Source organism: Roseofilum sp. SBFL (assembly GCF_017746885.1).
Lineage (GTDB): Bacteria > Cyanobacteriota > Cyanobacteriia > Cyanobacteriales > Desertifilaceae > Roseofilum.
Window position 1 is genome coordinate 17,116 of record NZ_JAGHZH010000056.1, and the last position, 25,828, is coordinate 42,943.

The window sequence follows — 25,828 nt, forward strand, 5'->3', positions numbered from 1 at the left end:
ATGCCGCTTTCCAATAGTCGTAAACACTATAACCCAGCGCTATAATAGCCCGGAGAGTCGTTAAGCTACATGACCCTGATAGGCTTGCCCACTCCATAACTCGTAATCAATTTTTAATTGTTAATTGTTAATTTTTAATTTTTAATTGAAAGAGCCGATTAATGTTTTTAGGGTAAATAAACCTATGGGTCGTGCCAAAAAAGTTGTCTTAGCCTATTCTGGGGGTGTAGATACCTCCGTTTGTATTCCCTACCTGATGAATGAATGGGGAGTGGAAGAAGTGATTACGTTGGCGGCGGATCTGGGTCAGGGGGATGAGTTGGAACCCATCCGCAAGAAAGCGCTTGATTCTGGAGCCAGTGTATCCTTGGTGGCTGATGTGACGGAAACCTTTGTGAAAGAGTATGGGTTTCCCGCTATTCAAGCCAATGCGTTGTATGAAAATCGCTATCCTTTATCGACGGCTTTAGCCCGGCCGTTGATTGCCAAACTGTTGGTGGAAGCAGCTCAGGAATATGGGGCAGATGCGATCGCCCACGGATGTACTGGTAAAGGGAATGACCAAGTGCGCTTTGACGTTGCGATTGGCGCACTCAACCCCAGTCTGAAAATCCTGGCTCCTGCACGGGAATGGGGCTTTTCCCGCGAACAAACCATTGAATACGGGGAAAAATACGGCATTCCTGCGCCCGTGACAAAGAAATCTCCCTATAGTATTGACCGTAACTTATTAGGAATGGCGATCGAAGCTGGCGTTCTGGAAGACCCCTATGCAGAGCCTCCAGAAGAAGTTTATCAGATGACCAAGGCGATCGCCGATACGCCCAATGAACCGGAATATATTGAGATTGGGTTTGAAAAAGGTCTACCCGTTTCCCTCAATAGTCAGGCGATCGATCCGGTGGCTTTAGTTACCCAACTCAATCAAATAACCGGAAACCACGGTATCGGTCGCATTGATATGATTGAAAACCGTCTCGTGGGGATTAAATCCAGGGAAATTTATGAAACTCCAGCTCTCTTAGTCCTCATCCAAGCACACCGGGATTTAGAAAGCTTAACCCTCACTGCTGATGTGACCCAATATAAGCGGGGAATTGAGCAAACCTACAGTCAATTAGTGTATAACGGACTCTGGTTCTCTCCTCTGAAGGGAGCGTTAGATGGCTTTATCGCCAATACTCAAGAGCGAGTCACTGGTACAGTACGAGTCAAACTGTTCAAAGGTTCAGCCACGGTCGTCGGCCGCCAATCTGACAAGAGCCTCTATAGTCTAGACTGGGCTACGTACGGTGAAGAAGACGTATTTGACCATAAAGCGGCTGAAGGCTTCATCTATATTTGGGGACTCCCCACCCGGTTGTGGTCTCAGCAAACCTAGAGTGAGAAATGGGGGATAGGGGGACACTAAAGATAGTCTGTTCCCTATTCCCTATTTCCTATTCCTATTTTTTCGCTGTCCGAGCCATATCTAAAAAGTTTTTCATGTTGGCTCCAGGACGACGGCGACTTATGCTTGTTCCTGTATTCATGTACTTGGTTGCAAACCCTCCTTCGACAACAGGTTGAGCTGGTTTTACTCGAGCAACTGGTTTTGGTGCAGGAGTCGGTGCAGGGGGGGCTTCCTGTTTCACTGCTTTCTGTTTTGCCTTGATGGAAGTTTTGGTTTTCTTCGGCGCTGGTGCAGGAACTTCAGCAGCCGGGGCAGGTGCTTCAGTCGCCGGGGCAGGAGTAGCTACCGGTGGAGCCTCCGTTTTTGGAGTCTCATCAAACTGAACTTGAAAGTTATCTTTTTTGCCACCAAGTAAATTTTTTAGAAATGCCATAGTTAAAAATACTCCTAAGAGTTCTAAGGGTTGATCGAGTAGATAGGGATTGGGGCTATCTATAGAGCGTAAGCTTCATGAAGAATTTTAAGTTTTGTTGGCATCTAGGACAAGATTGATTAATTTTTATTTACAATTCTTTACAAAAATTCTGAGATTGATCATCTTAAAGTTTTTACCAAAACAGTAAAATATTATTAACAAACTTTTTAATTGAAACTAAATTGCTACAACCGAATTTTCTTCCAGTGCGTAGGGAGCAAATTGTTTACAGGTGATTTTCAATTCTTCTGGCTCTAATCGATCATTTTGTGTACCTAAAAAGTCTTTCATTATTTGGACTGGGTGATAAGATGCTCCCTCCCAAAATATAAAAAGTAGATTAAACGTTCAAGTGGTGTTCCTTTTGATTTTTTCTCTCATTCATTTCTTTTTTTTCGATCCATTTATTTTTATTGGGTTGGACTAAGTATTGACCTAACCTACACTCTAACGCACCCATTACCCATTACCGTGCGAAGCGCTATAAAATTAATCCGTATCTAACCTATAGTGCGTGTATGACAGCCGAAATTATTTGTGTGGGCACAGAGTTACTCCTGGGAGATATTCTCAATCGTAATGCTCAGTTTTTAGCTCAAGAATTGGCAAAGTTGGGGATTCCCCATTACTATCAAACGGTCGTGGGCGATAATGTAGAGCGGCTGAAAAATGCGATCGCCACCGCCCTCGATCGACAGTCAGAAATTATACTCTTTACCGGAGGACTCGGACCCACGCCCGATGACCTCACCTGTGAAACGATTGCCTCCTTCTTTGAAACTCACTTAATTGAGCGCCCGGAAGTCATCGCTGACATTGAAGCCAAATATGCCCAACGGGGACGCACCATGAACCCCAGCAACCGCAAACAGGCGCTCACCCCAGAAGGAGCCATGATTTTGCCTAATCCCAGTGGAACAGCTCCGGGAATTATCTGGCATCCGCATCCTCATTTAACCCTCATGACGTTTCCTGGAGTGCCCAGTGAAATGCATCGCATGTGGAAAGAAACAGCCGTTCCCTATCTCAAACAGCAGGGATGGGGCGACACTATGATTTATAGCCGTACCCTCAAGTTTTGGGGCATTGGGGAATCGGCTTTAGTGGAAAAAATCCCCGAAGTCTTTGAATATAAAAACCCGACAGTAGCGCCCTATGCGGGCAAAGGGTTGGTGAAGTTGCGGATTTCCACTTGTGCCGCATCTGAACCAGAAGCACAAGAGCTGATTAATCCCGTAGAAAGCCATATTCGAGCCATAGTAGGAGAGTATTGCTTTGGTGTAGATGACCAAACCTTAGCAGATGTAGTCGGCAAGTTATTGTTAGAGTCTGGACAAACCTTAGCCGTCGCCGAATCTTGTACTGGGGGCGGCTTAGGGGCGGCAATTACGGCTGTACCGGGCAGTTCTGCCTACTTTAGGGGGGGAGTCATCGCCTATGATAATCAGGTCAAGATCGGCTTATTAGGGGTCAATCCGGACGATTTAGGAGCATATGGTGCAGTGAGCGATCGCATCGCTGAACAAATGGCCACAGGCATTCAACAGAAATTAAACACCGATTGGGCCCTTAGTATCACAGGCATTGCTGGCCCCGGTGGAGGCACCGCAGAAAAACCCGTCGGCTTAGTTTACATCGGATTAGCCTCACCCAATGGAGAAGTGACCCATTATCGCCAGCAGTTAGCCAGTATACTAGATCGCTCTACCTTACGGGATTTCAGCCAATCTTGGGCCTTAGATCGGCTGCGGAAACACTTGCATAAATCTTAAACTTTTGAAAACTCATGACAACAAAGGTTGCCGATCTGTGATCATTCGTTATGATCAAAGAAAGGATTAAGCCTTTGATTGACTAACCCAGTTTGAATGTACTGGGTTAGAGTTCAGCAAAAGGAGCTTCATACTGAATGGACTATATCGACGAAATCTGGGAAAAAATCAAAGAATTGGCTCGTAAACTGATTGAAGCCCTCTTAGGGCCAGATATCCAACCTGAACCAGAGCCGATTCCAATTCCCGTTAATGACCGCGAATCTAGGCGATAAACTGTTCTATCAACTGAGGATATTAAAACTTGTTCAACGTTTTGGTATTGCACGGCCCTAACCTCAATCTATTGGGGCTGCGAGAACCAGGAATTTATGGTGCGACCACTCTAGCCGAGATTAATCAACAATTGAAAGAGGATGGAAAAACCCTTCAAGTGGAGGTAACCACCCTTCAATCCAATCATGAGGGAGAGTTAGTCGATGCCATCCATCAGGCAGTAGATTGCTATCAAGGCATTGTAATCAATGCGGGAGCTTATACCCATACCAGTGTAGCTCTGCGAGATGCGATCGCTGCCGTTTCCATTCCTACCGTCGAGGTTCACCTCAGCAACATTTACCGTCGCGAACCCTTCCGCCACCACTCCTATTTAGCACCAGTGGTTGTTGGGCAAATTAGCGGTTTCGGTCCAGAAAGCTACCGTTTAGGGTTAAAAGCCCTAGTCTCTCATCAAAACTTTGGGTCTCAAACCCCATCCTTATCGTGAGGTTTAGGCATCACCTTGCCTTCAGCTTGATAAAGATATCAACTTCAGCTAAAAGCTATTAACCCATAGCTTTTAGCTCTTTGTTCATCAAGCTTTCTTAGGCTTTTGCTTCTTCTTAGCCAAGGGCAAAAATCGGTCGAGAGCAGCCTTAAGCTGATCCAGTTCGTCTTCAATATTTCCCTCACGAGCAGCTCGGCCAATACATTCAGTTAAATGTTCATCTAAAATAATCCGAGAAACTCGATCAATTGCTCCCCGTACTGCAGCCAGTTGGATCAACACATCAGGACAGGGGGTACTTTGTTGTACCATCCCTTTAATCCCTCGGACGTGACCCTCAATTCGCGAGAGTTGATTGACAATTTGCCTCAAGGATTCTTCACTATGAACATGGGGATGTAGGGTATGGGGTTCATGGGGGTGGTGATGATGGGGTAAAGACTCAGAAGGATTAGGAGATGGGAAGTGGGTCATGGGATAAAGGTCAATATTGCCAGCCGTGATAACTTGGAGCATGATATTAATTGTAGAACACATTTGGGTTTATGACTCCTGAAGATATTAATAAAGTATTAGACGAGTTATTTGGTGACCAGATTACTGAGGTAAGTCCAGGTTCGTGGAAAATAAATCGGGAAAATTTGCGATTATTAGTACTGCTCTCCGACGATGAATCTTGGGTCATGGGGTTAGCACCAATGGCTCCAGTTGAAGAAGCTAAACCCTTTTTTGAAGACCTATTAGAGTCCAATTTTGAAGTCACCCAAGAAACTCGTTATGCTATCCATCAAGGGGTGATATGGGTGGTTTATCGCCATCAGCTAGAGGGATTAAAACCAGAACCCTTTGCTGAGGCAATTGGCCGGTTAACCCGCTTGCAAGAAGACGGTTTAACTCCTTATTTCCAATCCCAATTAGAACGACAATTACGGATGATTGTAGAAGCCTCCAAAGCCCAAGGACAAACTCTAGAAAGTACCCTGCAAACACTGCATCGATTTTATGAAGAAGGTATGATGGGAGAATTATCGCAAAATGCCCAAGAACGGGAGCAAGTTTTAGCTGCTTGGAAAAAGCAACTCGAGCGACTCTGGCCAGAGGTATAACCATGGATGCAACACGCCCGAAGAGATTAACTCCCTATTTGTTTTTGCTGCCTGCCCTACTGATTTTAAGCTTAACTGTATTCTGGCCCGCTTTGCAAGCCATTTACTTAAGCCTATTTAACTATGATTTGATTAGCCAACAAACTCAATGGATGGGTTTAAAAAACTTTCAGCGATTAGGGAGCGATCGCATCTTTTGGCAAACTCTCAGAAATACTCTCCTTTATCTGCTCTGTGTTGTCCCTTTATTGGTTATCCTTCCCCTAGGATTGGCCATTTTAGTCAATCAAAAAATCAAGGGTATCAGTGGATTTAGAGCCGCCTTCTATACCCCCGTAATTATTTCTATGGTCGTCGCCGGAATTGCCTGGCGATGGCTCTATGCAGAAAATGGATTATTTAACCAAGCCTTAAGTTTTTTTAATCTACCCACGATTCCCTGGTTAACCAGTCCCCAATGGGCGATTTATAGCGTTATGGTTGTCACCATTTGGAAAGGACTGGGCTATTATATGGTTATCTATTTAGCAGGGCTACAAAGTATCCCCCAGGAACTCTACGAAGCTGCTGCCATTGATGGTTCAGATGGCATCATCAAGCATTGGGATATTACCCTACCGTTGATGAAACCCTATTTGTTTTTAGTCGCCGTTATCTCCGCTATTTCTGCCACTAAAGTTTTTGAAGAAGTGTATATCATGACCCAGGGAGGGCCGAGAAATAGCTCTAAAACTTTGGTTTATTATGTTTATGAACAAGCTTTTCAGAGGTTGGAAATGAGTTATGCTTGTACAATTGGGCTAGTCTTGTTTTTAGTGATTATGGGATTGTCTATTGTGAATTTAAGGTTAAAAAAAATCTCATCATGAACTCAGTTTTGTTATGATATCCCTATTCATCTACCAACAGAATCGTTGCTTTGGCAGAGCGAGCTACATGTTTCCGAAGTGCTAACTCTCCATCCATGGTCTACTCTACTGTTCAGCTCTTTACTTTCCCTACTTATTCTAGCCCTCTTTCGGCAGAGTGACAAAAGAGGGATAGGTGGTGGATTGAAAAGAGCCATGGGAGTATCTCAATTGAACAAAAATTACGTTAAACTCAGAAAGCATCAATGGGTTCACCTACCGTTGAATTGAGGAGTGTAGATTATGAAGCATTATTTACAAAAGATCCTAGGCGTAGGAGCGATCGCCCTCGGAACTGCCCTCGGAACGCTCAGTTTTAATTCCCAACCCGCCCAAGCGCAAGCCGCCTATGGCAGTTATATCGGTGTTGGGCCTGCTGTTGGTTTGGTTGAAGGGGGGAATGCTAACCGGCAAATTGCAGGAGTTATTGCCGTGCGCTACAAATTCCTAGAAATTCCCCTATCCATGCGAGTACAAGGGTTTATTTTGGGTGGATCGGCAGCAGTCGTTCCCACCGTATCCTATGATTTCCCTCTCAACTGGCAAACTGATGCCTATATTGGTGCAGGCTATTCCTTTGCCAATGGGAATAATGTTTCACCCTTAGGGAATCAAAACGGCTTTGCCCTACAACCAGGAATTGATTACATGATTCCATCGAGTAATGCGGTGATTTTTGGTAATGCAGTCATTGCCTTTGATGCCTATCGAAACACAGGAGAAACGGCAGTTTCTCTGCAAGGGGGAATTGGGTTGAGATTTTAGTGGGGCCAAGTGTAGTGATACAATTCAATTGCATTACTATTACTTAAGTACAGGGGCTGGACGTGGTTCAAGCACCATTATCAAATTCATCTCAGGGGTTAGGACAATCCCATAACCCCGCTACTCTCCCTAATGAATCCTCATTAGCAGTATGGCTCGATCGCCTCAGCGATCGGATTATTAACGGAAAACGGCTCACCCAAGCAGAAGCTCTGGAACTGACGCAAATTCAAGGTCAGGACAACATCCTCTTACTTTGTGCCGCAGCCGATCGCGTGCGTCAAGAATGCTGTGGTAATGTCGTAGATTTGTGCAGTATCGGCAACGTTAAATCGGGCAGTTGCTCGGAAAATTGTGGCTTTTGTGCCCAGTCTGCTCACCATCCAGGCAAAGATTCCCCCATTTACGGACTCAAATCCACAGAAGAAATTTTAGCCCAAGCCAAAGCAGCCGCAGCCGCAGGCGCTAAACGGTTCTGTCTAGTCAGTCAGGGACGGGGGCCAAAATATAGCTCTTCCCAATCCCAAGAATTTGAACAGGTTTTAGAAACCGTTCGTCAAATTATTGACCAAACTGAGATTAAGCCCTGTTGTGCCCTCGGCGAAGTCACCCCAGAACAAGCTCAAGCCTTAAAAGAGGCCGGAGTCACTCGCTATAACCATAACCTAGAAGCCTCTGAGGACTTTTTCCCCTCCATCGTCAGTACCCACCAATGGCGCGATCGCGTGGAAACGATCAAAAACCTCAAAGCCGTTGGCATTCAAGCCTGTGCTGGCGGTATTTTAGGCATGGGGGAAAGCTGGGAAGATCGGGTCAATTTAGCCCTCTCCCTCCGGGAATTAGACGTAGAATCTGTGCCCTTAAATCTACTTAATCCCCGGGAAGGAACGCCCTTAGGGGAACGTTCCCAACTCGATCCCTACGAAGCTCTGAAGGCGATCGCTATTTTCCGCCTCATCCTACCCGAACAAATCATCCGCTATGCCGGTGGACGGGAAACTGTCATGGGAGAACTGCAAGCCCTAGGACTGCAAGCTGGCATTAACGCCATGCTCATTGGTCACTATCTCACCACCCTAGGACAACCTCCAGAAGCCGACCATCAAATGCTCGCTTCTTTAGGACTTGAAGGGGGAGAAGCCCCCATTCCTGGAGGGCATTGAAATCCAGCAATGTGATTCATTTAAATGAACTGTTGTGGGCATTTATTGGCCTGCTTCTTACCATTGGGGGAACCTTTTTAGAAGCCTTTATTGCCTCCCCCATGTGGTCTTTTCAAGACCATCTTTTATCCCTCCATTCCCTCGGTGTAACCTATCAGATTGGAGGCGTTTTATTAGTGGGGTGCATGGGAGGTAAAAAAGCCGGAGTTTTATCTCAAATTGGCTATTTAATCATGGGCTTAACCTGGTTTCCCGTATTTTCCCAAGGAGGAGGATTAGGATATCTTAAAGAACCCTCCTTTGGCTATTTGCTCGGATTCATTCCTGGAGCCTGGATTTGTGGTGTTTTGGCGTTTCGCTTCCCTCCACGCCTGGAATTTTTAGCCCTGAGTTGCCTAGGAGGATTAGTCAGTATTCATCTGACGGGTATCTTATATTTAAGTTTGACTGAGCTATTTTCCTGGACTCCAGAAAGCAGCCAACAGCTCTTAAATACAATTATACAATATTCTCTGTTTCCCCTTCCCGGACAACTGGTTGTTGCTTGTGCGGCAACAGTCATTGCTTACCTCTTGCGCCATTTGATGTTTTATTAAATGAATAATACAGCTAACTTGCTCGATGAAATTCAAGAAAAATCCCTTATTTTGGATATTGGCGTTAATTAGTTTAATATTGGATCACCTAGCTAAGTTTTGGACGATCCAGAATTTTGAATTACATGAGAGTTGGCCGCTCATACCCGGTGTTTTCCATTTTACCTACGTGCGCAATTATGGCGCTGCCTTTAGCTTATTTAGTGAAAATGGGGAATGGTTGCGTTGGCTATCCTTGGGGGTGAGTTTGGCTCTCATGGGTTTGGCATTGTATGGGCCAAAAATGACTCGCTGGGAACAGGCGGGTTATGGCTTTATTTTAGGGGGAGCTTTAGGCAATGGTATTGACCGGTTTGTAGCTGGGTATGTGGTGGATTTTCTCGATTTTAGATTGATTCGCTTTCCAGTTTTTAATTTAGCAGATGTCGCCATTAATATCGGTATTATTTGTTTGTTAATCGCTACAATTTATCCGGAAATGAGAACCAAGAAAAAGGCTTAATACCCAGAGCCAATCTTCCGGTATGGTGATTGTGTAAGTTCTATAGCAACTCATGCAGCTTTTGATAAAGGAAAACGTTTGATGCAAATTACCAATACCATCCACTTCCGAAACCTCAAAGGGGATATTTTCGGGGGGCTAACTGCCGCCGTCGTTGCCTTACCGATGGCCCTCGCTTTTGGAATTGCCTCGGGTGCTGGCGCTTCTGCGGGGTTATGGGGGGCGATCTTAATCGGATTTTTCGCCGCTTTGTTTGGCGGTACTCCCAGCCTGATCTCCGAGCCTACCGGCCCGATGACGGTTATTGTGACAGCAGTAATTGCCGAATTAATGGCCAAAAATCCAGATAGCCCAGAAACTGGTCTGGCCATGGCTTTTACCGTGGTGATGATGGCAGGAGTTTTTCAAATTCTCTTCGGTGTCCTGCGACTGGGAAAGTATATTACAATGCTTCCCTATAACGTCATTTCGGGTTTTATGACCGGAATTGGTGTGATTCTGATTTTTCTGCAAATTGCTCCGTTTATCGGGCAACAAACCCCCCCTGGTGGGGTACTTGGGGTAATTAAAGCATTCCCTGATTTAATTTCTAATATCAGTCCCTGGGAAACCTTTTTAGGGTGGATTACTTTAGGGATTTTGTTCTTTTATCCCACACAACTGAAAAAACTTATGCCGCCTCAACTGGTGGCTTTGGTGATTGGAACGGGTATCTCTTTGATGTTTTTTAGAGATATTGATATCCGCACGATCGCCACTATTGGAGAAATCACTCCCGGTTTACCAGAACTGCACATGCCGACATTTACCCCAGGCACTTTGCGGTTAATGTTTGTGAATGCGATGGTTTTAGGCATGGTCGGTTCCATTGATTGCCTCTTAACCTGTTTAGTCTCGGATAGTTTGACTCGGACTGAACATAAATCGAATAAGGAATTAATCGGTCAAGGGGTTGCCAATTTAATTACCGGTTTGTGTGGGGGCATTGCGGGTTCTGGGGCAACGACCGCCACTGTAGTCAGTATTCAAGCTGGAGGACGCACTGCTTTAGCGGGAATTAGTCGCGCTTTAGCCTTATTAATTGTGGTGTTATGGGCCGCCCCGTTAACTTCAGGAATTCCCCTGGCTGTTTTAGCTGGAATCGTCTTAAAAGTGGGGATTGATATTATTGATTGGGGATTCCTGAAACGGGTTCATACAATTTCTTGGAAGGCTGCTGGAATTGTTTATAGTGTGGTTCTTCTGACGGTGTTCGTGGATTTAATGGTGGCGGTAGCGGTGGGCGTTTTCATCGCCAATATTTTAACCATTGAACGTCTGGATGAACTGCAATCTCAGTCTGTCAAAGCGATTACTGATGCCGACGATCAAATCGTAATGAGTCAGGAAGAAAAGGGAATTTTAGATGCGGCTAATGGTCGGGTTTTGCTGTTCCATTTGAGCGGGCCGATGATTTTTGGGGTAGCGAAAGCGATTTCCAGAGAACATGGTGCGATTGGGAGTTATGATGTGTTGATTGTCGATTTGAGTGAAGTGCCGATTCTTGGTGTTACTTCTTCTTTGGCGATCGAAAATGCGATCCAAGAGGCGATCGATGATGGACGAGATGTAATTGTGGTTGGGGCAACCGGAAAGGTGAAACGTCGTTTAGAAAAGCTCGGTATTGCTGGCTTAATTTCCGGCGATCGCTGGATGGGCGATCGCCTAACCGCCCTGAAGGAAGGTTTACACATAGTTCGGCAAAAACAAGCCTCGAATACCATTTCTCTTTAATGCTCCCTATCGATCCTGGGGAAGGCAAGGGGCCCCCAGCCCCTTATTTGGGCTTGAGGGTCTTGATTAAAAAGTAGAACCCAATGGTTAGAGCGAGGATGATGGAAGAAATACCGAATAGAACGAGGGGATGGAACTTACTGATATCGAGGATGATGACTTTGCGGGCGATCGCCACCATGGCCACCAGGAAAATGATTTCCACATGGATGACTTCTTCTTCGAGATAGACCTTAGTAGCTTCAATCAGTTCTAAGCCAATGATAATCAATAAAAAATAATCAAATATTTTTAGAATTTCTTGGATATTGAGCAATAAGAAATGAGGCTTGTTTTGCATTTGCTCAAATAAGATGAAGCCTAATTCAATCGTGCCTAAAAAAACGACAAAAACCAGCATTAACAACAAAAAGAAGGCAATGAGACGTTCAAATGTCTCTAAAAACTTCTTCATAATTTTAATCAATCGATTCATACTCTCCTCTTAAAGATAGTCAGTTTTAAAGTTGTTAACGGGTAGACTCAGAGTTATTGCAGGAGATGATGACCCTAGGTATAAAGAATCGAGAACTTTTAGCTAGAGAGAAACATCAGTTAAATTAGAGAGAGTCGTATCTCCTCCGAACTGATTTAACTAAGGCAACCTATGAGTTCTCAACCTCCTGGCCCTCCGAATAACCTTCTGGGTACACTTACCCAAGTCGCGCAAACGATCCAAGCAAAAGTTCAACTTGCACAACTGGCCCTGAAACCAAAGGCCCGGGTGGCTAAACTGATGGTGGAGGAGACGGAAGGAGAAGCACCCAAGGAATATCCCCTATTGGGCGATCGCATTCTGATTGGACGCTCTTCAAAATCCTGCGATATTGTGATTCGGAACCCGGTCGTGAGCCAGATCCATTGTTCCTTGATTCGGGACTCAAAACAAGGGTTTACGATTAAAGACGAGGGGGCAACGAATGGTATCTATCGGGGGCGGCGAAAAGTACCGGAAATGCGCCTTTATCATGGCGCTCTCCTGACGCTGGGGCCCCCAGAATTACAAGCTTCGGTTACCCTGCGCTATACCAATCCCCCCCCTTGGCCGATTCAGGTGCTGCGCTATAGTGCCTATGGGTTGGGCGGTTTAACCGCCTTGGTGACGCTCGCCATTTTAATGGAATGGCAAAAAGTTAATATTTCTCCTTTGCCCCGCAATATTCAAGGACCGGTGATTGTGTATGCGCGGGATAATGAAACCCCACTCGTGCCTCCCACCAATCAAGCTCACTTAGAACTCCCTCGCCTTTCTGAGTTTTCCCCCCATCTGGCTAAAGCTCTGATCGCTTCAGAAGATAGCCGCTTTTATTGGCATTTTGGGGTCGATCCCATTGGTACACTTCGGGCTATTCGGGCGAATTTGAGAGGAGGAGGAATTCAACAAGGCGGAAGCACCATTACCCAACAGTTGGCTCGCAGTTTATTTCGGGAGTATGTGGGCACATCAGATACGGCCGATCGTAAACTGCGGGAGGCGATTGTGGCTCTGAAATTAGAGACGTTTTATAGTAAGGATACCTTGCTACTCACGTATCTAAATCGGATTTTTATTGGGGGTGCAAACTATGGTTTTGAAGATGCGGCGCAGTATTATTTGGGTAAGTCAGCCAGGGATCTCACCCTTTCTGAAGCAGCAACTTTAGTGGGCATGTTACCGGCTCCCAATAGTTTTAATCCGATTCGAGATTATCAGGCAGCGATTCGTCAACGGGATGGGGTGTTGTATCGGATGGAAAAATTGGGGATGATTTCCGTAGAGGAAGCGAACCGAGCGAGGCGATCGCGCATTCAAGTTAACCCCAAGGCCCTAGAACAGTTTAATCGCTCCATTGCTCCCTATTTCCATGATTATGTGTTTATGGAATTGGAGGAATTCTTAGGAACGGGTTTGGCGCGAGAGGGCAATTTTATTATTGAAACCGGTTTAGATCCGCAGATGCAAGAAATTGCCGAGCAAAATCTGGAACAGGCGATCGCCACCACGGGAGAAAATTTTAATTTTGACCAGGGCGCGCTAGTCACCCTCGATAGTCAAACCGGAGAAATTTTAGCCCTATCCGGCGGTAAAAATTATCGCGAGAGTCAATTTAATCGGGCCGTGCAAGCCTATCGTCAACCTGGATCGACCTTTAAAGTATTTGCCTATGCTGCTGCTCTAGAAGAGGGCATTTCCCCTTGGAAAACCTATTCCTGTGCCCCTTTAACTTGGCAAGGTCAATCCTATAGGGGCTGCGAGCGCAGTGGCGGGGCGATTGATATGGCCGTTTCTATGGCCCAATCGGAAAATTCGGTGGCTCTGCGTATCGCTCAGGACGCAGGTTTAAATGATGTGGTGCGTATGGCTCGGATGTTGGGTATCAATGCTGACTTAAAGGCGGTTCCCGGTTTAATCCTGGGTCAAAGTGAAGTCACCCCCCTAGAAATGACCGGCGCATTTGCCGTTTTTGGCAATTCTGGAGTATACCATCGCCCCCATGCCATTCGCCGCATTCTGGACAGCAGTGATTGTGCTGTACCCAATCAAATGGATACCTGTCGGGTGATTTATGATTATGCCCAAGATCCAAAAGGGAATTACTCCGTACTTTCACCGGAAGTCGCGAAAACCATGACTGCGTTGTTACAAGGAGTAGTGAGTCAGGGCACTGGAGGTAATGCGTATTTGGGATGGGGAGAAGCAGGAAAAACGGGAACAACCAATAATGGGGTGGATCTGTGGTTTGTTGGCTATATTCCTAGTCGCAGTTGGGTGACGGGGATTTGGTTAGGAAATGATGATAATACACCGACCTATGGTAGTAGCGCTCAAGCGGCTCAGGTTTGGGGGGATTATATGGGGGATTTGATGGATTGACATACTCGACTGGCTTATTCATTGCGATCGGTCATTGGCGATCGTTAGAATTATTGAGTTTAGTTAATAAAAGTTAACAATAAAGCCTAAATATTTCATACAGGACAAGGTATAATATCTGCAACTAAAATCCAGCATTTAAAGTTCTAAAATTGCTCTGTATTGAGTAGCGAGTTGTTTTCTCGGTTCTGGCTCCCCACTAGAATTGTGATAATTTTGTAAAATAAATTTACATCAGCACATTAATCACCCATCCATGACCACCCAATTTAGTGCCACTCAATCGGTTAACCTCAATGTTCCGCCCCAACCGATTCCCATTCAGCATTATCTACGGCAACCCAAACGTCTCGTTAATGCCTTGACTGCTGAAAGTCAAATTGAACACTTAAGTGACGAAATTTGTCGGCTGAAAATGCGTCCTTTGACGTTTATGATGTTTACCTTCCAACCGACAGTAGACCTAAAGGTTTGGGCAGATGCTCGCGGAAATGTACAATTGCAATCGGTCAATTGTCACATTCGAGGTATTGAATATATTAATCAGCGGTTTCGTCTAGACTTAAAAGGTAAACTTTGCCCCCAACAATATGGCGATCGCACAACTCTTCATGGAAAAGCCAACTTAGTCGTGCAAGTAGAACTGCCACCCCCCTTGAATCTCACCCCATCCTATATCCTTGAAAATACGGGGAATGGATTACTCAGAAGTGTCCTTTTAACTATTAAACAGCGTTTGATGCACCAACTGCTGTGGGATTATCGCCACTGGGTACAGAATAGTCAATCCTTGGATAAGCCTCAGCCATCCAATCCTCCAAACTTAGAAGCCTTGGTTAACCCCAATCAGGCTTAGTCCTCCTGATGAAAATAGAGGGATCGCTGATTAGCTATTATTAACGGGAAACGTCGATCGCTTTAAGGCTAAGATAATGGTATGAACACTTAGGGGCATCTTCAAAGATGAAACGTTATCCAGAAGCTCAGACCCATCTCTCCAGTTTTAGCCAGGCTTGGTGCGCGCTCTCTCTTCATTATCTTACCCCTTGTGTCCTCTTGGCCCTCGGAACCGCCAGCAATATCATTTATGCCCATCTTCCTCTCGTCGCTTTTGCTGCCATGAGTGGAGTAATGTTACAGAAGCGAAAGGCGATCGCCATTTCAGCGATGATTTGGTCGATCAATCAACTCATTGGCTTTGCCATCCGAGGGTATCCCCTCTCTGGAAGTGCCTTCACCTGGGGGGCGCTTATGGGAATAGGAACCCTCGGCGTTGCCTTCTTTGCCAGTCAAAAACCGACCTTTAGCCAGAATACTTGGGTTGGTCATCTCCTCTGGAATTTGATTGCCCTTATTGGTGGTTTTGTTCTGTATCAAGGTCTGATTTTATTGGCCTATCCTCTACTCAGTGACGGTCATTTCATGGACTCGGCGATCGTTTTGCGATTATTCGTCAAACAAATGACTTGGGGAGGAGCGATCGCTCTTGGGTACAACCTCTTACTCTGGCGTACCCAAAATGTTACCTTATCCAAAACTCATCCGCAATAAACGGCTCAAAAAAATGATACACTTTTCCCCTTGGGTAACTCCCCTGAACCATCGCACCGTTGAACCCCTCTATGGAGGACACCAGATCGAATACGAAGACTTTCCTTGCACGATTGATATCACCGGCCCTTTACTCTACACCCTATTTCAAGAGCGTTGGCAAGACGTGCAAATTGGTCATGTTGTCGAAGGAAGTGTCTTAGAACTCGAATTTACCGAAGCACCCAAAATCTGTATTCTCTATGATGGCTATCTTACCGTCGTCACCCAAGCCTGGCACTTGCACCTGTGTCTCGAAGAACACCTAGGCGGGCCCTTATGCAAAACGCCCCCAGAACTGCGCCAACAACGACTCATTCAACGAGCGTCTCTCTACCGTCGCCTGAATGAAAAGGGACAACCCCGCAGTTGGGGGATTCAGTTTTGGAATGGAGCGGGAGAAAAAATGATGAATTTATTTTTACCCAATCCATTTTTAGGGGAGGATGAAGACCTTTTACCCGTGGGTAAACCTCGGTTAGAAAAGCTGAGTTTGTACGAAGAATTACGCCAGATTTATGTGTTAGGGACTCAACCTATTCCCTACAACCACAATCCCCTCAAACGTCCTTACCTTTCCGTCTGTCGCTCCAGTCGCTGTTATCCCTCGCGCCAGTGGAAACCCATCTATGAGGCACTCCAGCAAGCGGTAGAAGAAACCGGTGCTGAGGTCACGGTCATGAACGCAGGCTGCTTAGAGGTTTGTAAACTCGGCCCCGTCGTTTTTTACTCTGGAGATAGAACCTGGTACACCCGCGTTACCCCAGAAGTAGCCAAGCAAATTGTTCAAGATCATGTTATTGAAGGTAAACAAGTCTCTAAACATCTCTATCCCTCCAACTAATGATGATATAGCAGTGAACTTGTTAAGTTAGGATGCTTAGCTTATGATTTGAGGCGATAGGCAATAGAAAATGTCCTAACTCTCCCTTTCGCTGCTATACCATACTGGAGGGAATAAAGCGAACTTGCCCCCTTACTCATCGGATAAAATCAATTGTTTGCGGTGAGTATGACGCACGGAAAACTCCGGTGAATCTAAAGAATTTTCAGAACCGCGACTAATGAATTCAAACAGATAAACCACATCCATGGGACGCAATAGAGTTCCGTCATTGCGGCAACTGCCCAGATAACGAATGTGGGCTAAACCGTCAGCAGAAAATGATTCTAACTCTAATTCAAATAACTGTTCGCGAAGGTTAACCCGTTTACGTTTGCCAGATTTAGTTTTCCCTTCCTTGATGATTTCCTGGCGGTCTAAAATAGACTCAATCCAATCTTGCCATTCCTGGGAAGTGACTGCCACCGAACACTCTAGGATAATCTGATATTCTGCCCGCTCTAACAACTTGGCGCTGCTTTTCCCTTTTAAGGGGACTTCTATCGCCTCGTAAAGGGGACATTCCGCAGGCAGTTGGGCGCGAAGACGCTGTAAAAAGTCTTCTGGCGCTACTGGCTGGGTTAATTCAAAATCGACTAATTCGCCACTGCTCGTGATGCCTAACGAGAGGGCACTAGCAACCATGATGCGAGGGCCAGGATGATATCCTCCACTATAGGCAACGGGTAAGCCAGCCCGACGTACTGCCCGGTCAAGCAGTCTTAACCAGTCTAAATGACTGATTTGCCCCATTTCTCCTTGTTTGCCCCATTTGACTCGTAAGCGTTGAACCGGCGGTACTTTCGTATTGTCGCGAACTTCTAGAGCGGGAATGGGAGGTGGGGTAACGACGATATTATGGCCGAAGTTGGTTCCACAGACTCCGCAGTGGGAACAACTGTCAAAGGAACAGTCGGGAACGGTGGTGGCTTCGAGGGCGCGTTTAAGGTCATCTTTGAGCCAGGTTTTGGTAATTCCGGTGTCGATGTGATCCCAAGGGAGGGGTTGATCTAAAAGAGATTCAGATGAGGAGGTGTTTTCTGCAAGGTGGTCAGGTAGAGCGTGCCAGGTTCCTTCGGTAATTTGGCGATATTTCCAGGTGAGTCCAGCCCGATCGATCGCCTCTTCCCAAGCATTATAAGCTGTGTCAAGGCTTTCCCACCAGGCATCCATCCCCGCGCCACGCTTCCAGGCTTCCAGAATAACTGGACCGAGTTGGCGATCGCCCCTTGAAAGAAAATCTTCCATGGCCGATAATCGGATATCGGTAAAATGGGCCTTGACTCCCCGCATCTGCCGAAATTCTTCACGCAGTAAGTCCTGCTTGCGTGCAAATGCTGCGGTAGACACGCTATGCCACTGAAAAGGCGTATGAGGTTTAGGCGTAAAGTTGGAGATGGTAAGGGTAACCCCCAAGCGTTTGCGAGTGCGAGTATAACATTCTTGCTGGAGCCAATGAACCGTTTCAGCAATGCCTAACACATCTGCGTCCGTTTCTCCAGGCAAGCCAATCATAAAGTAAAGTTTAACCCGATCCCATCCTTGATCGTAAGCACTCTTTACCCCGCGCAAGAGTTCCTCATTGGTCAACCCTTTATTAATAATGTCGCGCATTCGTTGCGTTCCCGCTTCGGGAGCAAACGTGAGAGAACTTTTGCGCGTCCCTCCAACGATGTTACCAATGTTTTCATCAAAGCGGTCTACCCGTTGACTGGGAAGGGAGAGGGCAATTTTCTTTTCTTGAAGACGGTTTCTGAGTTCGAGTCCGACAGCAGGAAGGGCAAGATAGTCAGAACAACTGAGGGAAAGGAGGGAGATTTCATTATAGCCCGTAGTTTGAATCCCTTGTTCGATCGCCTCAATTACCTCATCTGGGTCAACATCTCGCGCTGGACGAGTGAGCATTCCCGGTTGGCAAAAGCGGCAACCTCTGGTGCATCCGCGCCGAATTTCCATGGTTAAACGGTCGTGGATGGTTTCAATATAGGGCACAAGGGCGACGGAATAGGCGGGCATGGGGGGAGCCGTTCGTCGTAAAATGCGATCGGGTACATCATCACGCAGGGGAACCACGCTTCCGTCTGGCATGGGTTGATAAAATTGGGGCACATAGACTCCGGGGATTTGCGCCAGATCCAGGAGTAAATCTAAGCGGCTTAAGGTATTATTTAAACCTTCTTCGACAATTAAGCCAATTTCTGTCAGCAATTCCTCCCCATCTCCCAGAGCCATAAAATCAAAGAATTGGGCATAAGGTTCCGGGTTGGATGTAGCGGTTTGTCCACCGGCAAAGACTAGGGGAAAATCACCTTGGTTGCGCTCTTCCCAGGTGAGGGGAATACGGGCAAGATCGAGCATTTCCAGGATATTGGTGGCTCCGAGTTCGTAGCTGAGACTAAAGCCAATGATATCGAATTCTTGCAGAGCGCGACGAGATTCAAGGGCAAAGAGAGGGGTTTGGGTCTCCCGGAGTTTAGCACTGAGGTCGGGGCCGGGTAAATAAGTGCGATCGCACAGTTGGCGGGGTTGGGCATTAATAATATTGTATAGAATTTGATGTCCCAGATTGGATGAGCCTAATTCATACAATTCTGGATAACTCAATACCCAATGCACCTGAGTCTCTGACCAAGATTTATAGGCTGCCCCTAATTCATTACCGATATAGCGAGCGGGTTTATGGATATCAGGGGTCAGTAATTGATCGATAGCAATAACCATAAGTTCACCTCTCGTATAATCTGTGTTCTCGATATGACGATTACGCCGTCAGTGGGAGCGATCGTACAAACCTCTAGGATATCGTAGGAACGATTCGCCTGTCTTTTAGGTTTGAGAGCGATCGCGATAAAATCAAGAGAAACCCCGGTTCAGCTTATGCAACTCAAATCCTATCCTAGAGATTACTTGCCCTCAGCTCAAGATTTACCCGACTCAGATGAAACCCCTGTGGATAACGAACTGCAAGATTTAATCCCCACTCTCCTTAAAGCGATGTTGGCCTCTATTTGGTCAGAGCGCATGGATTGGTTTTTTGGGGTAGATATGGGAGTTTACACCGATCCAAACCAACCCGCAATTGTCCCCGATGGGTTTTTGAGTATCGGTGTGCCCAGAATCATTGATGAAGGTTTACGCTTATCTTATGTTCTTTGGGAAGAGCAACAAGTGCCGACTTTAGTGTTAGAGGTAGTCTCAAAAACACCAAGGGGAGAATATGTTGAGAAAAAACAAAAGTATGCTCAACTGGGAGTTCTCTACTATGTAATTTATAATCCCCTACGGAAAAAGAAACAGAAGCTAGAGGTTTATCAACTTGAGGGAGGTAAATATCAATTATTATCTGGGGAACCGATAGGGTTATCCCAACTGAATTTAGGTATCGGTAGAGATCGAGGGACTTATCAAGGCATTACCAGAGAATGGCTCTATTGGTATGATGAGAATGGCGATCGCTATCCGACTCCAGAGGAGAGAGCAGAAAGTGCTGAACGAGAGCTAGAGACGGAACGTCAAGAAAAAGAACTAGAAAGAGATAGAGCCGATCGCGCCGAATTGGATTTACAACAGCTACGCGAGAAACTAAAACAGTTAAATATCGATCCCGATGCTCTATTGTAGTTTCTTCAGAGTACAAATCACAAAATCATCTTAAACCTATAAATTCACCCAGCTTCGGGACTTCTCTTATAGGTATCATTACTTTAACCAATCGATCTGGCTAAACCTTGATCCCCCATGATCCCCAGGACTTGGTGATCGAAGTCACTTAATGGGCGCTAATTCGATCACATCTGAGCCTAGATATTGACAGTTAACTAGAGGTATATCAAAAAAGTGAGGTTCAATCATGACACCCACCAGTTTAATCCGTCGGCTGGTAGAACAGATTCTCTACCTAAAGCGGCTCACCCCCGAACTAGAAAATGCCATTAATGCCGAATTAACACGCTTAGGCCATATTTCCGATGTCGATTATGAAGCCCTAGAATTGTTGATGAGCGAAATGGATGAAGGGCGTATTCAATTGGTTTCTAACCCCTAGTGTTCTGATTCTGGGTTCTGATGAAGGTTCCATAGACGATCGATAAAGGATCTTAACTGCTGATGGTGTTCACTTCTGTTAGAATCAGTGGGGTGCATTGCTCCTAAGTGAGTAATAATAGGAATCACTTCTGTGTCAAAGGCCAGATGGAATGCATGGACTGGCCATAAGAGATCTGGGCCCTGGCGTACATCATAATAAGGGGGCAGATCCGTTAACAGAGGGCTATCATTCTCAGTTGATTTCACCAAGATTAAAGGGCGCACCCAAGCCAAACCCCTCGCGATAACAATCTGAATCACTTCAGTATAGAGGCGATCGCCGTTCACTTCTAAATATACAATTTGACAAGGTTGGATATTGTCCAGGCTCTCCATTGTTACTGAAGAATAGCGAATCACTAATCACCCGTTATAGCTTCAAAAGTCTAGTATACAGTGATTCTCTCTTCTATGGAGTAAAGCTTGGAGGGTTAGACCCTAAGTAATACAAGGTATTTCCTATTCTCTAGTGCAAAGCACTATACCTACCCTAGAACAGTTTAACAAAACGTCACACTTCCTCCTAAGGAATGCTATAATCTCACGTTAGGTCTATCAAAGAGCGCTGTATCAAGCCAATCAGAGTTCTTAGCATTTAATCACTCAAATACAAATGCTTTCCTTTGATTCATTCACCAGAGGTCTAAAGCTATGTCTGTGGAAACCATTGAAAAACGGTCAACAACTCGCAAAATTGCCCCTCGTTATCGAGTTCTGCTCCATAACGATGAATTCAACACCATGGAGTATGTCGTCGAAACACTCCTAAAAACAGTATCAAGTTTAACTCAGCCCCAGGCCGTGAGTATTATGATGGAAGCCCACAATAGTGGACTAGCCTTAGTGATCGCCTGCGCTCAAGAACATGCTGAGTTTTACTGTGAAACTCTGAATAATCACGGACTCACTAGCACCATTGAGCCAGAAGAATAAGACCTCTAACCCCATAAGAGAAAGAAAAAAAGCACCAGCCATGCAAAGAATCCTCCGATTTTTGGTGGTGCTTTTGTGTGTTTGGTTGCCCATTGCCTTGCCTATTTATCTCTGGGTTCGAGATCCTAACTGGCAAAGTATTTTGGCGATGGGGATTTTGTACATTGAGTTCCTGTTGCTGGTTTATGTTTGGTCTCGCTGGGTTGATCCCATTCCCCATCTGGGCAAATACTATGGAGTCAGCTTAAACCGAGCAAACCGCCTAGAGTTTTTCGCCGGTTTGTGGATTGCTGTTTCTGTCCTTTTAGGATTGTTTACGATACAAGAGTTGATGGGTTGGGTAACGTGGAGACCTTTACCCCCATCAATGGCTCAAGTCATCTTAGAAGCAATTCTCATTGGCTTCGGAGTTGGTTGTGCAGAAGAGCTATTTTTTCGCGGGTGGTTCCTGAGTGAACTGCAACGGGACTATTCCCCGAACCGCAGTGCTTGGATCAACACTCTTATTTTTGCCGTGCTGCACTTTATTAAACCCTTAGGGGAAATTCTGCGAACCTGGGTTCAGTTTCCGGGTTTGGTGCTGTTAGGTTTAACCCTAGTTTGGGCAAAATATGCAACCTATGGACGATTAGGATTATCCATTGGTCTGCACGGGGGGTTAGTGGCCACATTTTATGTAATTAATGTGGGTCAGTTAATTGAATATACACAAACAGTTCCCCCTTGGATAACCGGTATTGATCAAAATCCCCTAGCGGGTATGATGGGAATATTATGTCTCAGTGGGATTGGCTTTTGGGTCAGACGGCGATCGCGAAGACTGCTGAAAGGCTCAAATCCCTGATAAACCAGGCATCCTTACGGGGTAACCTCGAATCTTATGAACACCGTTGTCGTTGAGTCTCACCCTTGTATCCTAGTGATTGAGAGTGATACAAACTTAGCTGAAAAAATGAGTCTGGACTTACGAGAATCGGGTTACGATCCAGTTGTGGCAAGCGATCCGAAACTCTGTCTGACTCAAGTCGATCAGATTAAACCCAATTTAGTAATTATCGATCGCATGTTAGTGGGAGATTCTGGGTTAAGCGTTTGTGAAAAAATGAGGGGACAGGGAATTGTAGCCCCGATATTAATGTTAATGGCCAAAGATACGGTAGAAGACCGGGTGGCGTGTCTAGAGTCCGGAGCAGATGATTATTTCATTAAACCCTATCGTACAGAAGAATTTTTAGAACGACTGCGACTGTATATCAAAAGCGATACGGAAAATAATGAACAGTTGCGCTTTAGTGACCTGATTTTGGATCTCGGTTCTCGCAGAGCCTTTCGCGATGGACGGGAGATCGAGTTAACGATGAAGGAATTTGAACTGCTCAAGTGCTTGATAGAACATCCCCGTGATGTCTTAACCCGCAAACAGATTTTAGAACAGGTTTGGGGATATGACTTTATGGGAGAATCGAATGTGATTGAGGTCTATATCCGTTACTTACGACTGAAAATTGAACATGAGGGTGAAAAGCGTCTCATTCAGACGGTGCGAGGAGTTGGATATGTTTTGCGGGAACCTTGACATGGGAAAAAAGAGTAGGGTTTATTGTGCTGTGTTAGGGTTATGTCTGTTGTTGAGTCTGGGGATGATTGGATGTGCTGGATCAACTGCTCCCCCTCTTGCTGTTGATCCGGTCTCTGAGGAGAATTTCAAGGGGCAGCAGTTAGAAGTGTCGGCACAAGTGGTGATCGCCGGGGAAATCATTGAACTAGAAGTCGCTCGCACTCGCGAACAACAAGCTTTAGGATTAATGTATCGACCACAATTACCGGACAATCGGGGAATGTTATTCCCATTTGCTGATTCTAGACTCCTGACATTTTGGATGAAAAATGTCCCGGTTCCCTTAGATATGATATTTTTGCTTGATGGAGAAGTGAAGGCGATCGCTGCTTCTGTTCCTCCTTGTAACACAGCTTCGTGTCCCGTTTATGGCCCGAATGAACCGGTCAATCAGGTGATTGAGTTGCGCTCTGGACGAGCAGCAGAGTTAGGTCTACAAGTGGGCGATCATCTTGAGATTCAGTTTTTAGATTCTCTCTAAATATACAGAACACAACTGTCGATTCTTCCCTCCTCCCTCCCCCTTCTTCAATCTGTTTCCAGATCCCTTACGGGTCAAGGGTTTTTGCTCGTTTAGTCTCCAATCTCTATGGCTCAGAGTTGATCCCCAAAGGCAAAACCCGTTAAAATTCTGTAAAAGGGTTTACAAAACCGTAAAGATTTGATAGAGTTAGGAACTTAAACCCTAATAAAGTTATAATCAATATCCAAAGATCTAGTGAAACGGGTCAAGCTGCGCTCAGAACCGTCCAGATCCCCCGGAACTTTAGATCCGGTTTATCAGACTCTTACCTTTGGTCAGAATGTGATCGAGATCCTATTTCAAGATGGGAGAAGATCACATCAGGGATTAAACCTCTTGATTTATCCTTGTACGATGGGGACAGAATATAAACTGACTCCCCCACCACCCAATTAACAAATTCTGATTTCACAATACACTTTTAAGACAATGAGGTGAAAAATTTGATTATGTCCCCCGGAAGCTACGCCAAACTAATTCGATTTTTACAAGACGAGTTATCGATCTCTTCTTCTTCAATCTCCTTAGCAATGAGACAATGCGAGCACGATCCCGGCCCCTTACCTATGGTGTTGTGGCAATACGGTTTAGTCACTTTAGAGCAACTCGATCAAATCTTTGATTGGCTCGAAACCGCCTAGAGATTGAGTCAAGTTGAATCAAACTATGGAGGCTAGGATTTTATCATCGCTCTCAAACAGATTTTAATTAATTCCTGGATAACGCTTTTTCGGCACATCCTGAAAAGGCTCACCATCCAGAAGGGGGTTGAAGATTCAGCCCCCTTTTGGCAATTGTTGCTACAATAATTGGGAAATTGGTTCTGTGCATTTAGCTCAATTCCCTAATTGTGAAACTTGAAGTGTTCTATGGAGTTATCAAAACTAATTTTAAGAGGGCTTAAAGCCGATCATTTCCGTCATCCCCTGGATCGAGAAGCGACACAAGCGCTCAAGCAGTTACCCGGACTGGATATGGTCATCCGTAATTTACTCGCTCCACTGGGGGAAAAGTATTTCTATTTGGATAATATTGCCTCAAGTATTTTGGTGAGCGATCGCCAACTGCCCCATTTACACCAGTTACTCCTAGAAGCCAGCCGGATCTTAGACCTAGAACCGCCCCAGCTCTACATCAAACAACATCCGGTTCCCAATGCCTATACCTTCGCCATGCGAGGACGGCAACCGTTCATGGTTGTTCATACCTCCCTCATTGAACTACTCACCCCTGAAGAAATTCAAGCCGTTATTGCCCATGAGTTAGGCCATCTCAAATGCGACCATGGGGTATACCTGACGTTAGCGAATTTGATGGTACTCGGAGCTAGTTTAGTCCCCGCCTGGGGAAGTCTCATGGCTCAACAACTGCAAACCCAGTTAATGGAATGGGTAAGATGTGCAGAATTTTCCTGCGATCGCTCCGCCCTCTTAGTGAGCCAAAATCCCAGAACCGTCATGTCCGTCTTAATGAAACTTGCAGGTGGATCACCCTCTCTTGCCCCCCAACTGAACTTAGATGCCTTTATTGATCAAGCCCGTGCCTACGATCAAATTGATGATAGCGAACTGGGTCAACTGCTCAAACAAGCACAAAATGCTGAACTCACTCACCCAGTTCCCGTACTCCGCGCTAGGGAAGTGGATCGATGGGCAAGTACCCAAGATTATGAAAACCTGTTGCAAACTCTAAAAATAGGCTATAATTCTGAAAGTGTCCGCAAGGGCGGATGGCGAAATTGGTAGACGCACCACACTCAAAATGTGGCACCTTCGGGTATGAGAGTTCGAATCCTAGCACCCCAGTTTAAATTCGTAGCTTACATACTATGACTCTCGCCTAGGAATGGCGGGATAAAAACCCACTACTCACACATATTTCACACAAATTTATCCTACAGCACTCCAAAGCAGTGCAGGGTAAATAGGTCGCACAAATAGAAGAAATCTATCCATAGAAGCATTGCCATAGAATTTCATCAATACATCAGTCGTACGACCATCACATAAGAATCCCCTATGGATAAAGAGAGAATCATAAAGTGTGCTAAAATAGATATATATCCAAACTGGAGACCCAACTA

The 25,828-nt window shown here is 45.5% G+C and carries 28 protein-coding genes and 1 pseudogene; 23 read left to right on the forward strand and 6 right to left on the reverse strand.

Translation table 11 applies throughout. From position 1 onward, the window contains the following. Positions 1 to 184 precede the first annotated feature (184 nt). Positions 185 to 1,381, forward strand: coding sequence for an argininosuccinate synthase (locus J7545_RS06490; RefSeq protein WP_318700964.1), 1,197 nt, complete (start codon positions 185 to 187; stop codon positions 1,379 to 1,381). Between the two features lie 64 nt (positions 1,382 to 1,445). Here J7545_RS06490 and J7545_RS06495 read toward each other — a convergent pair whose 3' ends face one another. After that, positions 1,446 to 1,826: a hypothetical protein gene (locus tag J7545_RS06495; protein ID WP_318700965.1), complete on the reverse strand. Its 381-nt coding sequence runs from the start codon at positions 1,824 to 1,826 to the stop codon at positions 1,446 to 1,448. Positions 1,827 to 1,982: 156 nt separating this feature from the next. Then, positions 1,983 to 2,204 (reverse strand): annotated as a pseudogene (locus J7545_RS23935) (IS630 family transposase); the annotation flags it as partial. Between the two features lie 182 nt (positions 2,205 to 2,386). Between J7545_RS23935 and J7545_RS06500 the strand changes: the two are divergent. The 3 genes from J7545_RS06500 to aroQ all read left to right on the forward strand — a co-directional run bounded on the left by J7545_RS06500 (position 2,387) and on the right by aroQ (position 4,406). Continuing rightward, the gene (locus J7545_RS06500) at positions 2,387 to 3,640 is read left to right on the forward strand and encodes a competence/damage-inducible protein A (protein WP_318719317.1); all 1,254 of its coding nucleotides are present in this window, start codon (positions 2,387 to 2,389) and stop codon (positions 3,638 to 3,640) included. 137 nt (positions 3,641 to 3,777) lie between these two features. Next, a complete protein-coding gene (locus J7545_RS06505) occupies positions 3,778 to 3,915 on the forward strand; it encodes a hypothetical protein (protein WP_271936943.1) in 138 nt (45 codons plus the stop codon). A gap of 29 nt (positions 3,916 to 3,944) precedes the next feature. Further along, complete coding sequence (aroQ, locus tag J7545_RS06510; protein WP_318719318.1) at positions 3,945 to 4,406, forward strand: type II 3-dehydroquinate dehydratase; 462 nt, start codon at positions 3,945 to 3,947, stop codon at positions 4,404 to 4,406. An 87-nt stretch (positions 4,407 to 4,493) separates the two neighbouring features. Here aroQ and J7545_RS06515 read toward each other — a convergent pair whose 3' ends face one another. Next, positions 4,494 to 4,880 (reverse strand): metal-sensing transcriptional repressor, encoded by a 387-nt coding sequence (locus J7545_RS06515; RefSeq protein ID WP_413039067.1) that lies wholly within the window; start codon positions 4,878 to 4,880, stop codon positions 4,494 to 4,496. A 71-nt stretch (positions 4,881 to 4,951) separates the two neighbouring features. On the opposite strand from J7545_RS06515, the gene J7545_RS06520 reads away from it, so the two are divergent. The 7 genes from J7545_RS06520 to J7545_RS06550 all read left to right on the forward strand — a co-directional run bounded on the left by J7545_RS06520 (position 4,952) and on the right by J7545_RS06550 (position 11,219). Continuing rightward, the gene (locus J7545_RS06520; RefSeq protein WP_318719320.1) at positions 4,952 to 5,512 is read left to right on the forward strand and encodes a hypothetical protein; all 561 of its coding nucleotides are present in this window, start codon (positions 4,952 to 4,954) and stop codon (positions 5,510 to 5,512) included. A 2-nt stretch (positions 5,513 to 5,514) separates the two neighbouring features. Next, positions 5,515 to 6,381, forward strand: a complete 867-nt coding sequence (locus tag J7545_RS06525) for a sugar ABC transporter permease (RefSeq protein ID WP_318719321.1) — start codon at positions 5,515 to 5,517, stop codon at positions 6,379 to 6,381. Positions 6,382 to 6,663: 282 nt separating this feature from the next. Then, positions 6,664 to 7,185: a hypothetical protein gene (locus J7545_RS06530; protein WP_318700973.1), complete on the forward strand. Its 522-nt coding sequence runs from the start codon at positions 6,664 to 6,666 to the stop codon at positions 7,183 to 7,185. Positions 7,186 to 7,247: 62 nt separating this feature from the next. Further along, positions 7,248 to 8,348 carry a biotin synthase BioB gene (gene bioB, locus J7545_RS06535; RefSeq protein WP_318700974.1) on the forward strand — a complete coding sequence of 367 codons (1,101 nt, stop codon included), beginning with the start codon at positions 7,248 to 7,250 and terminating at the stop codon, positions 8,346 to 8,348. Next, on the forward strand, positions 8,345 to 8,944 hold the full coding sequence (locus J7545_RS06540; protein WP_278002991.1) for a biotin transporter BioY: 600 nt from the start codon (positions 8,345 to 8,347) through the stop codon (positions 8,942 to 8,944). Before bioB ends, J7545_RS06540 begins: the two co-directional genes overlap by 4 nt. Before the next feature lie 25 nt (positions 8,945 to 8,969). After that, positions 8,970 to 9,446, forward strand: a complete 477-nt coding sequence (lspA, locus tag J7545_RS06545; protein ID WP_318700975.1) for a signal peptidase II — start codon at positions 8,970 to 8,972, stop codon at positions 9,444 to 9,446. 81 nt (positions 9,447 to 9,527) lie between these two features. Beyond that, on the forward strand, positions 9,528 to 11,219 hold the full coding sequence (locus J7545_RS06550; protein WP_318700976.1) for a SulP family inorganic anion transporter: 1,692 nt from the start codon (positions 9,528 to 9,530) through the stop codon (positions 11,217 to 11,219). Between the two features lie 43 nt (positions 11,220 to 11,262). Here the strand turns inward: J7545_RS06550 and J7545_RS06555 are convergent, their stop codons facing one another. Continuing rightward, the gene (locus J7545_RS06555) at positions 11,263 to 11,694 is read right to left on the reverse strand and encodes a phosphate-starvation-inducible PsiE family protein (protein WP_271937437.1); all 432 of its coding nucleotides are present in this window, start codon (positions 11,692 to 11,694) and stop codon (positions 11,263 to 11,265) included. A gap of 171 nt (positions 11,695 to 11,865) precedes the next feature. Between J7545_RS06555 and J7545_RS06560 the strand changes: the two genes are divergently transcribed. From J7545_RS06560 to J7545_RS06575, 4 genes are all read left to right on the forward strand, one after another. After that, entirely contained in the window at positions 11,866 to 14,112 is a 2,247-nt protein-coding gene (locus J7545_RS06560; RefSeq protein ID WP_318700978.1) for a transglycosylase domain-containing protein, read from the forward strand. A 256-nt stretch (positions 14,113 to 14,368) separates the two neighbouring features. Then, positions 14,369 to 14,968: a DUF1997 domain-containing protein gene (locus J7545_RS06565; RefSeq protein ID WP_318700979.1), complete on the forward strand. Its 600-nt coding sequence runs from the start codon at positions 14,369 to 14,371 to the stop codon at positions 14,966 to 14,968. A 107-nt stretch (positions 14,969 to 15,075) separates the two neighbouring features. Next, entirely contained in the window at positions 15,076 to 15,663 is a 588-nt protein-coding gene (locus J7545_RS06570) for a hypothetical protein (RefSeq protein WP_318700980.1), read from the forward strand. A 13-nt stretch (positions 15,664 to 15,676) separates the two neighbouring features. Beyond that, positions 15,677 to 16,546, forward strand: a complete 870-nt coding sequence (locus J7545_RS06575; protein WP_318719322.1) for a (2Fe-2S) ferredoxin domain-containing protein — start codon at positions 15,677 to 15,679, stop codon at positions 16,544 to 16,546. A gap of 132 nt (positions 16,547 to 16,678) precedes the next feature. On the opposite strand, the gene J7545_RS06580 is transcribed toward J7545_RS06575, so the two are convergent. Further along, positions 16,679 to 19,306, reverse strand: coding sequence for a TIGR03960 family B12-binding radical SAM protein (locus J7545_RS06580; protein ID WP_318700983.1), 2,628 nt, complete (start codon positions 19,304 to 19,306; stop codon positions 16,679 to 16,681). A 156-nt stretch (positions 19,307 to 19,462) separates the two neighbouring features. Between J7545_RS06580 and J7545_RS06585 the strand changes: the two genes are divergently transcribed. Together J7545_RS06585 and J7545_RS06590 are read left to right on the forward strand one after the other, a co-directional pair. Next, entirely contained in the window at positions 19,463 to 20,206 is a 744-nt protein-coding gene (locus tag J7545_RS06585; protein WP_318700985.1) for a Uma2 family endonuclease, read from the forward strand. A gap of 229 nt (positions 20,207 to 20,435) precedes the next feature. Further along, positions 20,436 to 20,630: a hypothetical protein gene (locus tag J7545_RS06590; RefSeq protein WP_271937451.1), complete on the forward strand. Its 195-nt coding sequence runs from the start codon at positions 20,436 to 20,438 to the stop codon at positions 20,628 to 20,630. On the opposite strand, the gene J7545_RS06595 is transcribed toward J7545_RS06590, so the two are convergent. Then, positions 20,627 to 21,007 (reverse strand): hypothetical protein, encoded by a 381-nt coding sequence (locus tag J7545_RS06595; protein ID WP_318700986.1) that lies wholly within the window; start codon positions 21,005 to 21,007, stop codon positions 20,627 to 20,629. The two genes, J7545_RS06590 and J7545_RS06595, sit on opposite strands and share 4 nt — an antisense overlap. Before the next feature lie 315 nt (positions 21,008 to 21,322). Between J7545_RS06595 and clpS the strand changes: the two genes are divergently transcribed. The 6 genes from clpS to J7545_RS06625 all read left to right on the forward strand — a co-directional run bounded on the left by clpS (position 21,323) and on the right by J7545_RS06625 (position 25,490). Continuing rightward, a complete protein-coding gene (gene clpS / locus J7545_RS06600) occupies positions 21,323 to 21,604 on the forward strand; it encodes an ATP-dependent Clp protease adapter ClpS (protein WP_318700987.1) in 282 nt (93 codons plus the stop codon). A gap of 40 nt (positions 21,605 to 21,644) precedes the next feature. Then, entirely contained in the window at positions 21,645 to 22,448 is an 804-nt protein-coding gene (locus J7545_RS06605) for a type II CAAX endopeptidase family protein (protein ID WP_318700988.1), read from the forward strand. A 36-nt stretch (positions 22,449 to 22,484) separates the two neighbouring features. Beyond that, entirely contained in the window at positions 22,485 to 23,180 is a 696-nt protein-coding gene (gene nblR, locus J7545_RS06610; RefSeq protein WP_318700989.1) for a response regulator transcription factor NblR, read from the forward strand. Position 23,181: 1 nt separating this feature from the next. Beyond that, entirely contained in the window at positions 23,182 to 23,703 is a 522-nt protein-coding gene (locus J7545_RS06615) for a DUF192 domain-containing protein (RefSeq protein WP_318700990.1), read from the forward strand. 491 nt (positions 23,704 to 24,194) lie between these two features. Continuing rightward, entirely contained in the window at positions 24,195 to 24,386 is a 192-nt protein-coding gene (locus J7545_RS06620; RefSeq protein WP_271937459.1) for a DUF2949 domain-containing protein, read from the forward strand. A 228-nt stretch (positions 24,387 to 24,614) separates the two neighbouring features. Continuing rightward, positions 24,615 to 25,490: a M48 family metallopeptidase gene (locus J7545_RS06625; RefSeq protein ID WP_271937461.1), complete on the forward strand. Its 876-nt coding sequence runs from the start codon at positions 24,615 to 24,617 to the stop codon at positions 25,488 to 25,490. The last annotated feature ends 338 nt before the right edge of the window (positions 25,491 to 25,828 follow it).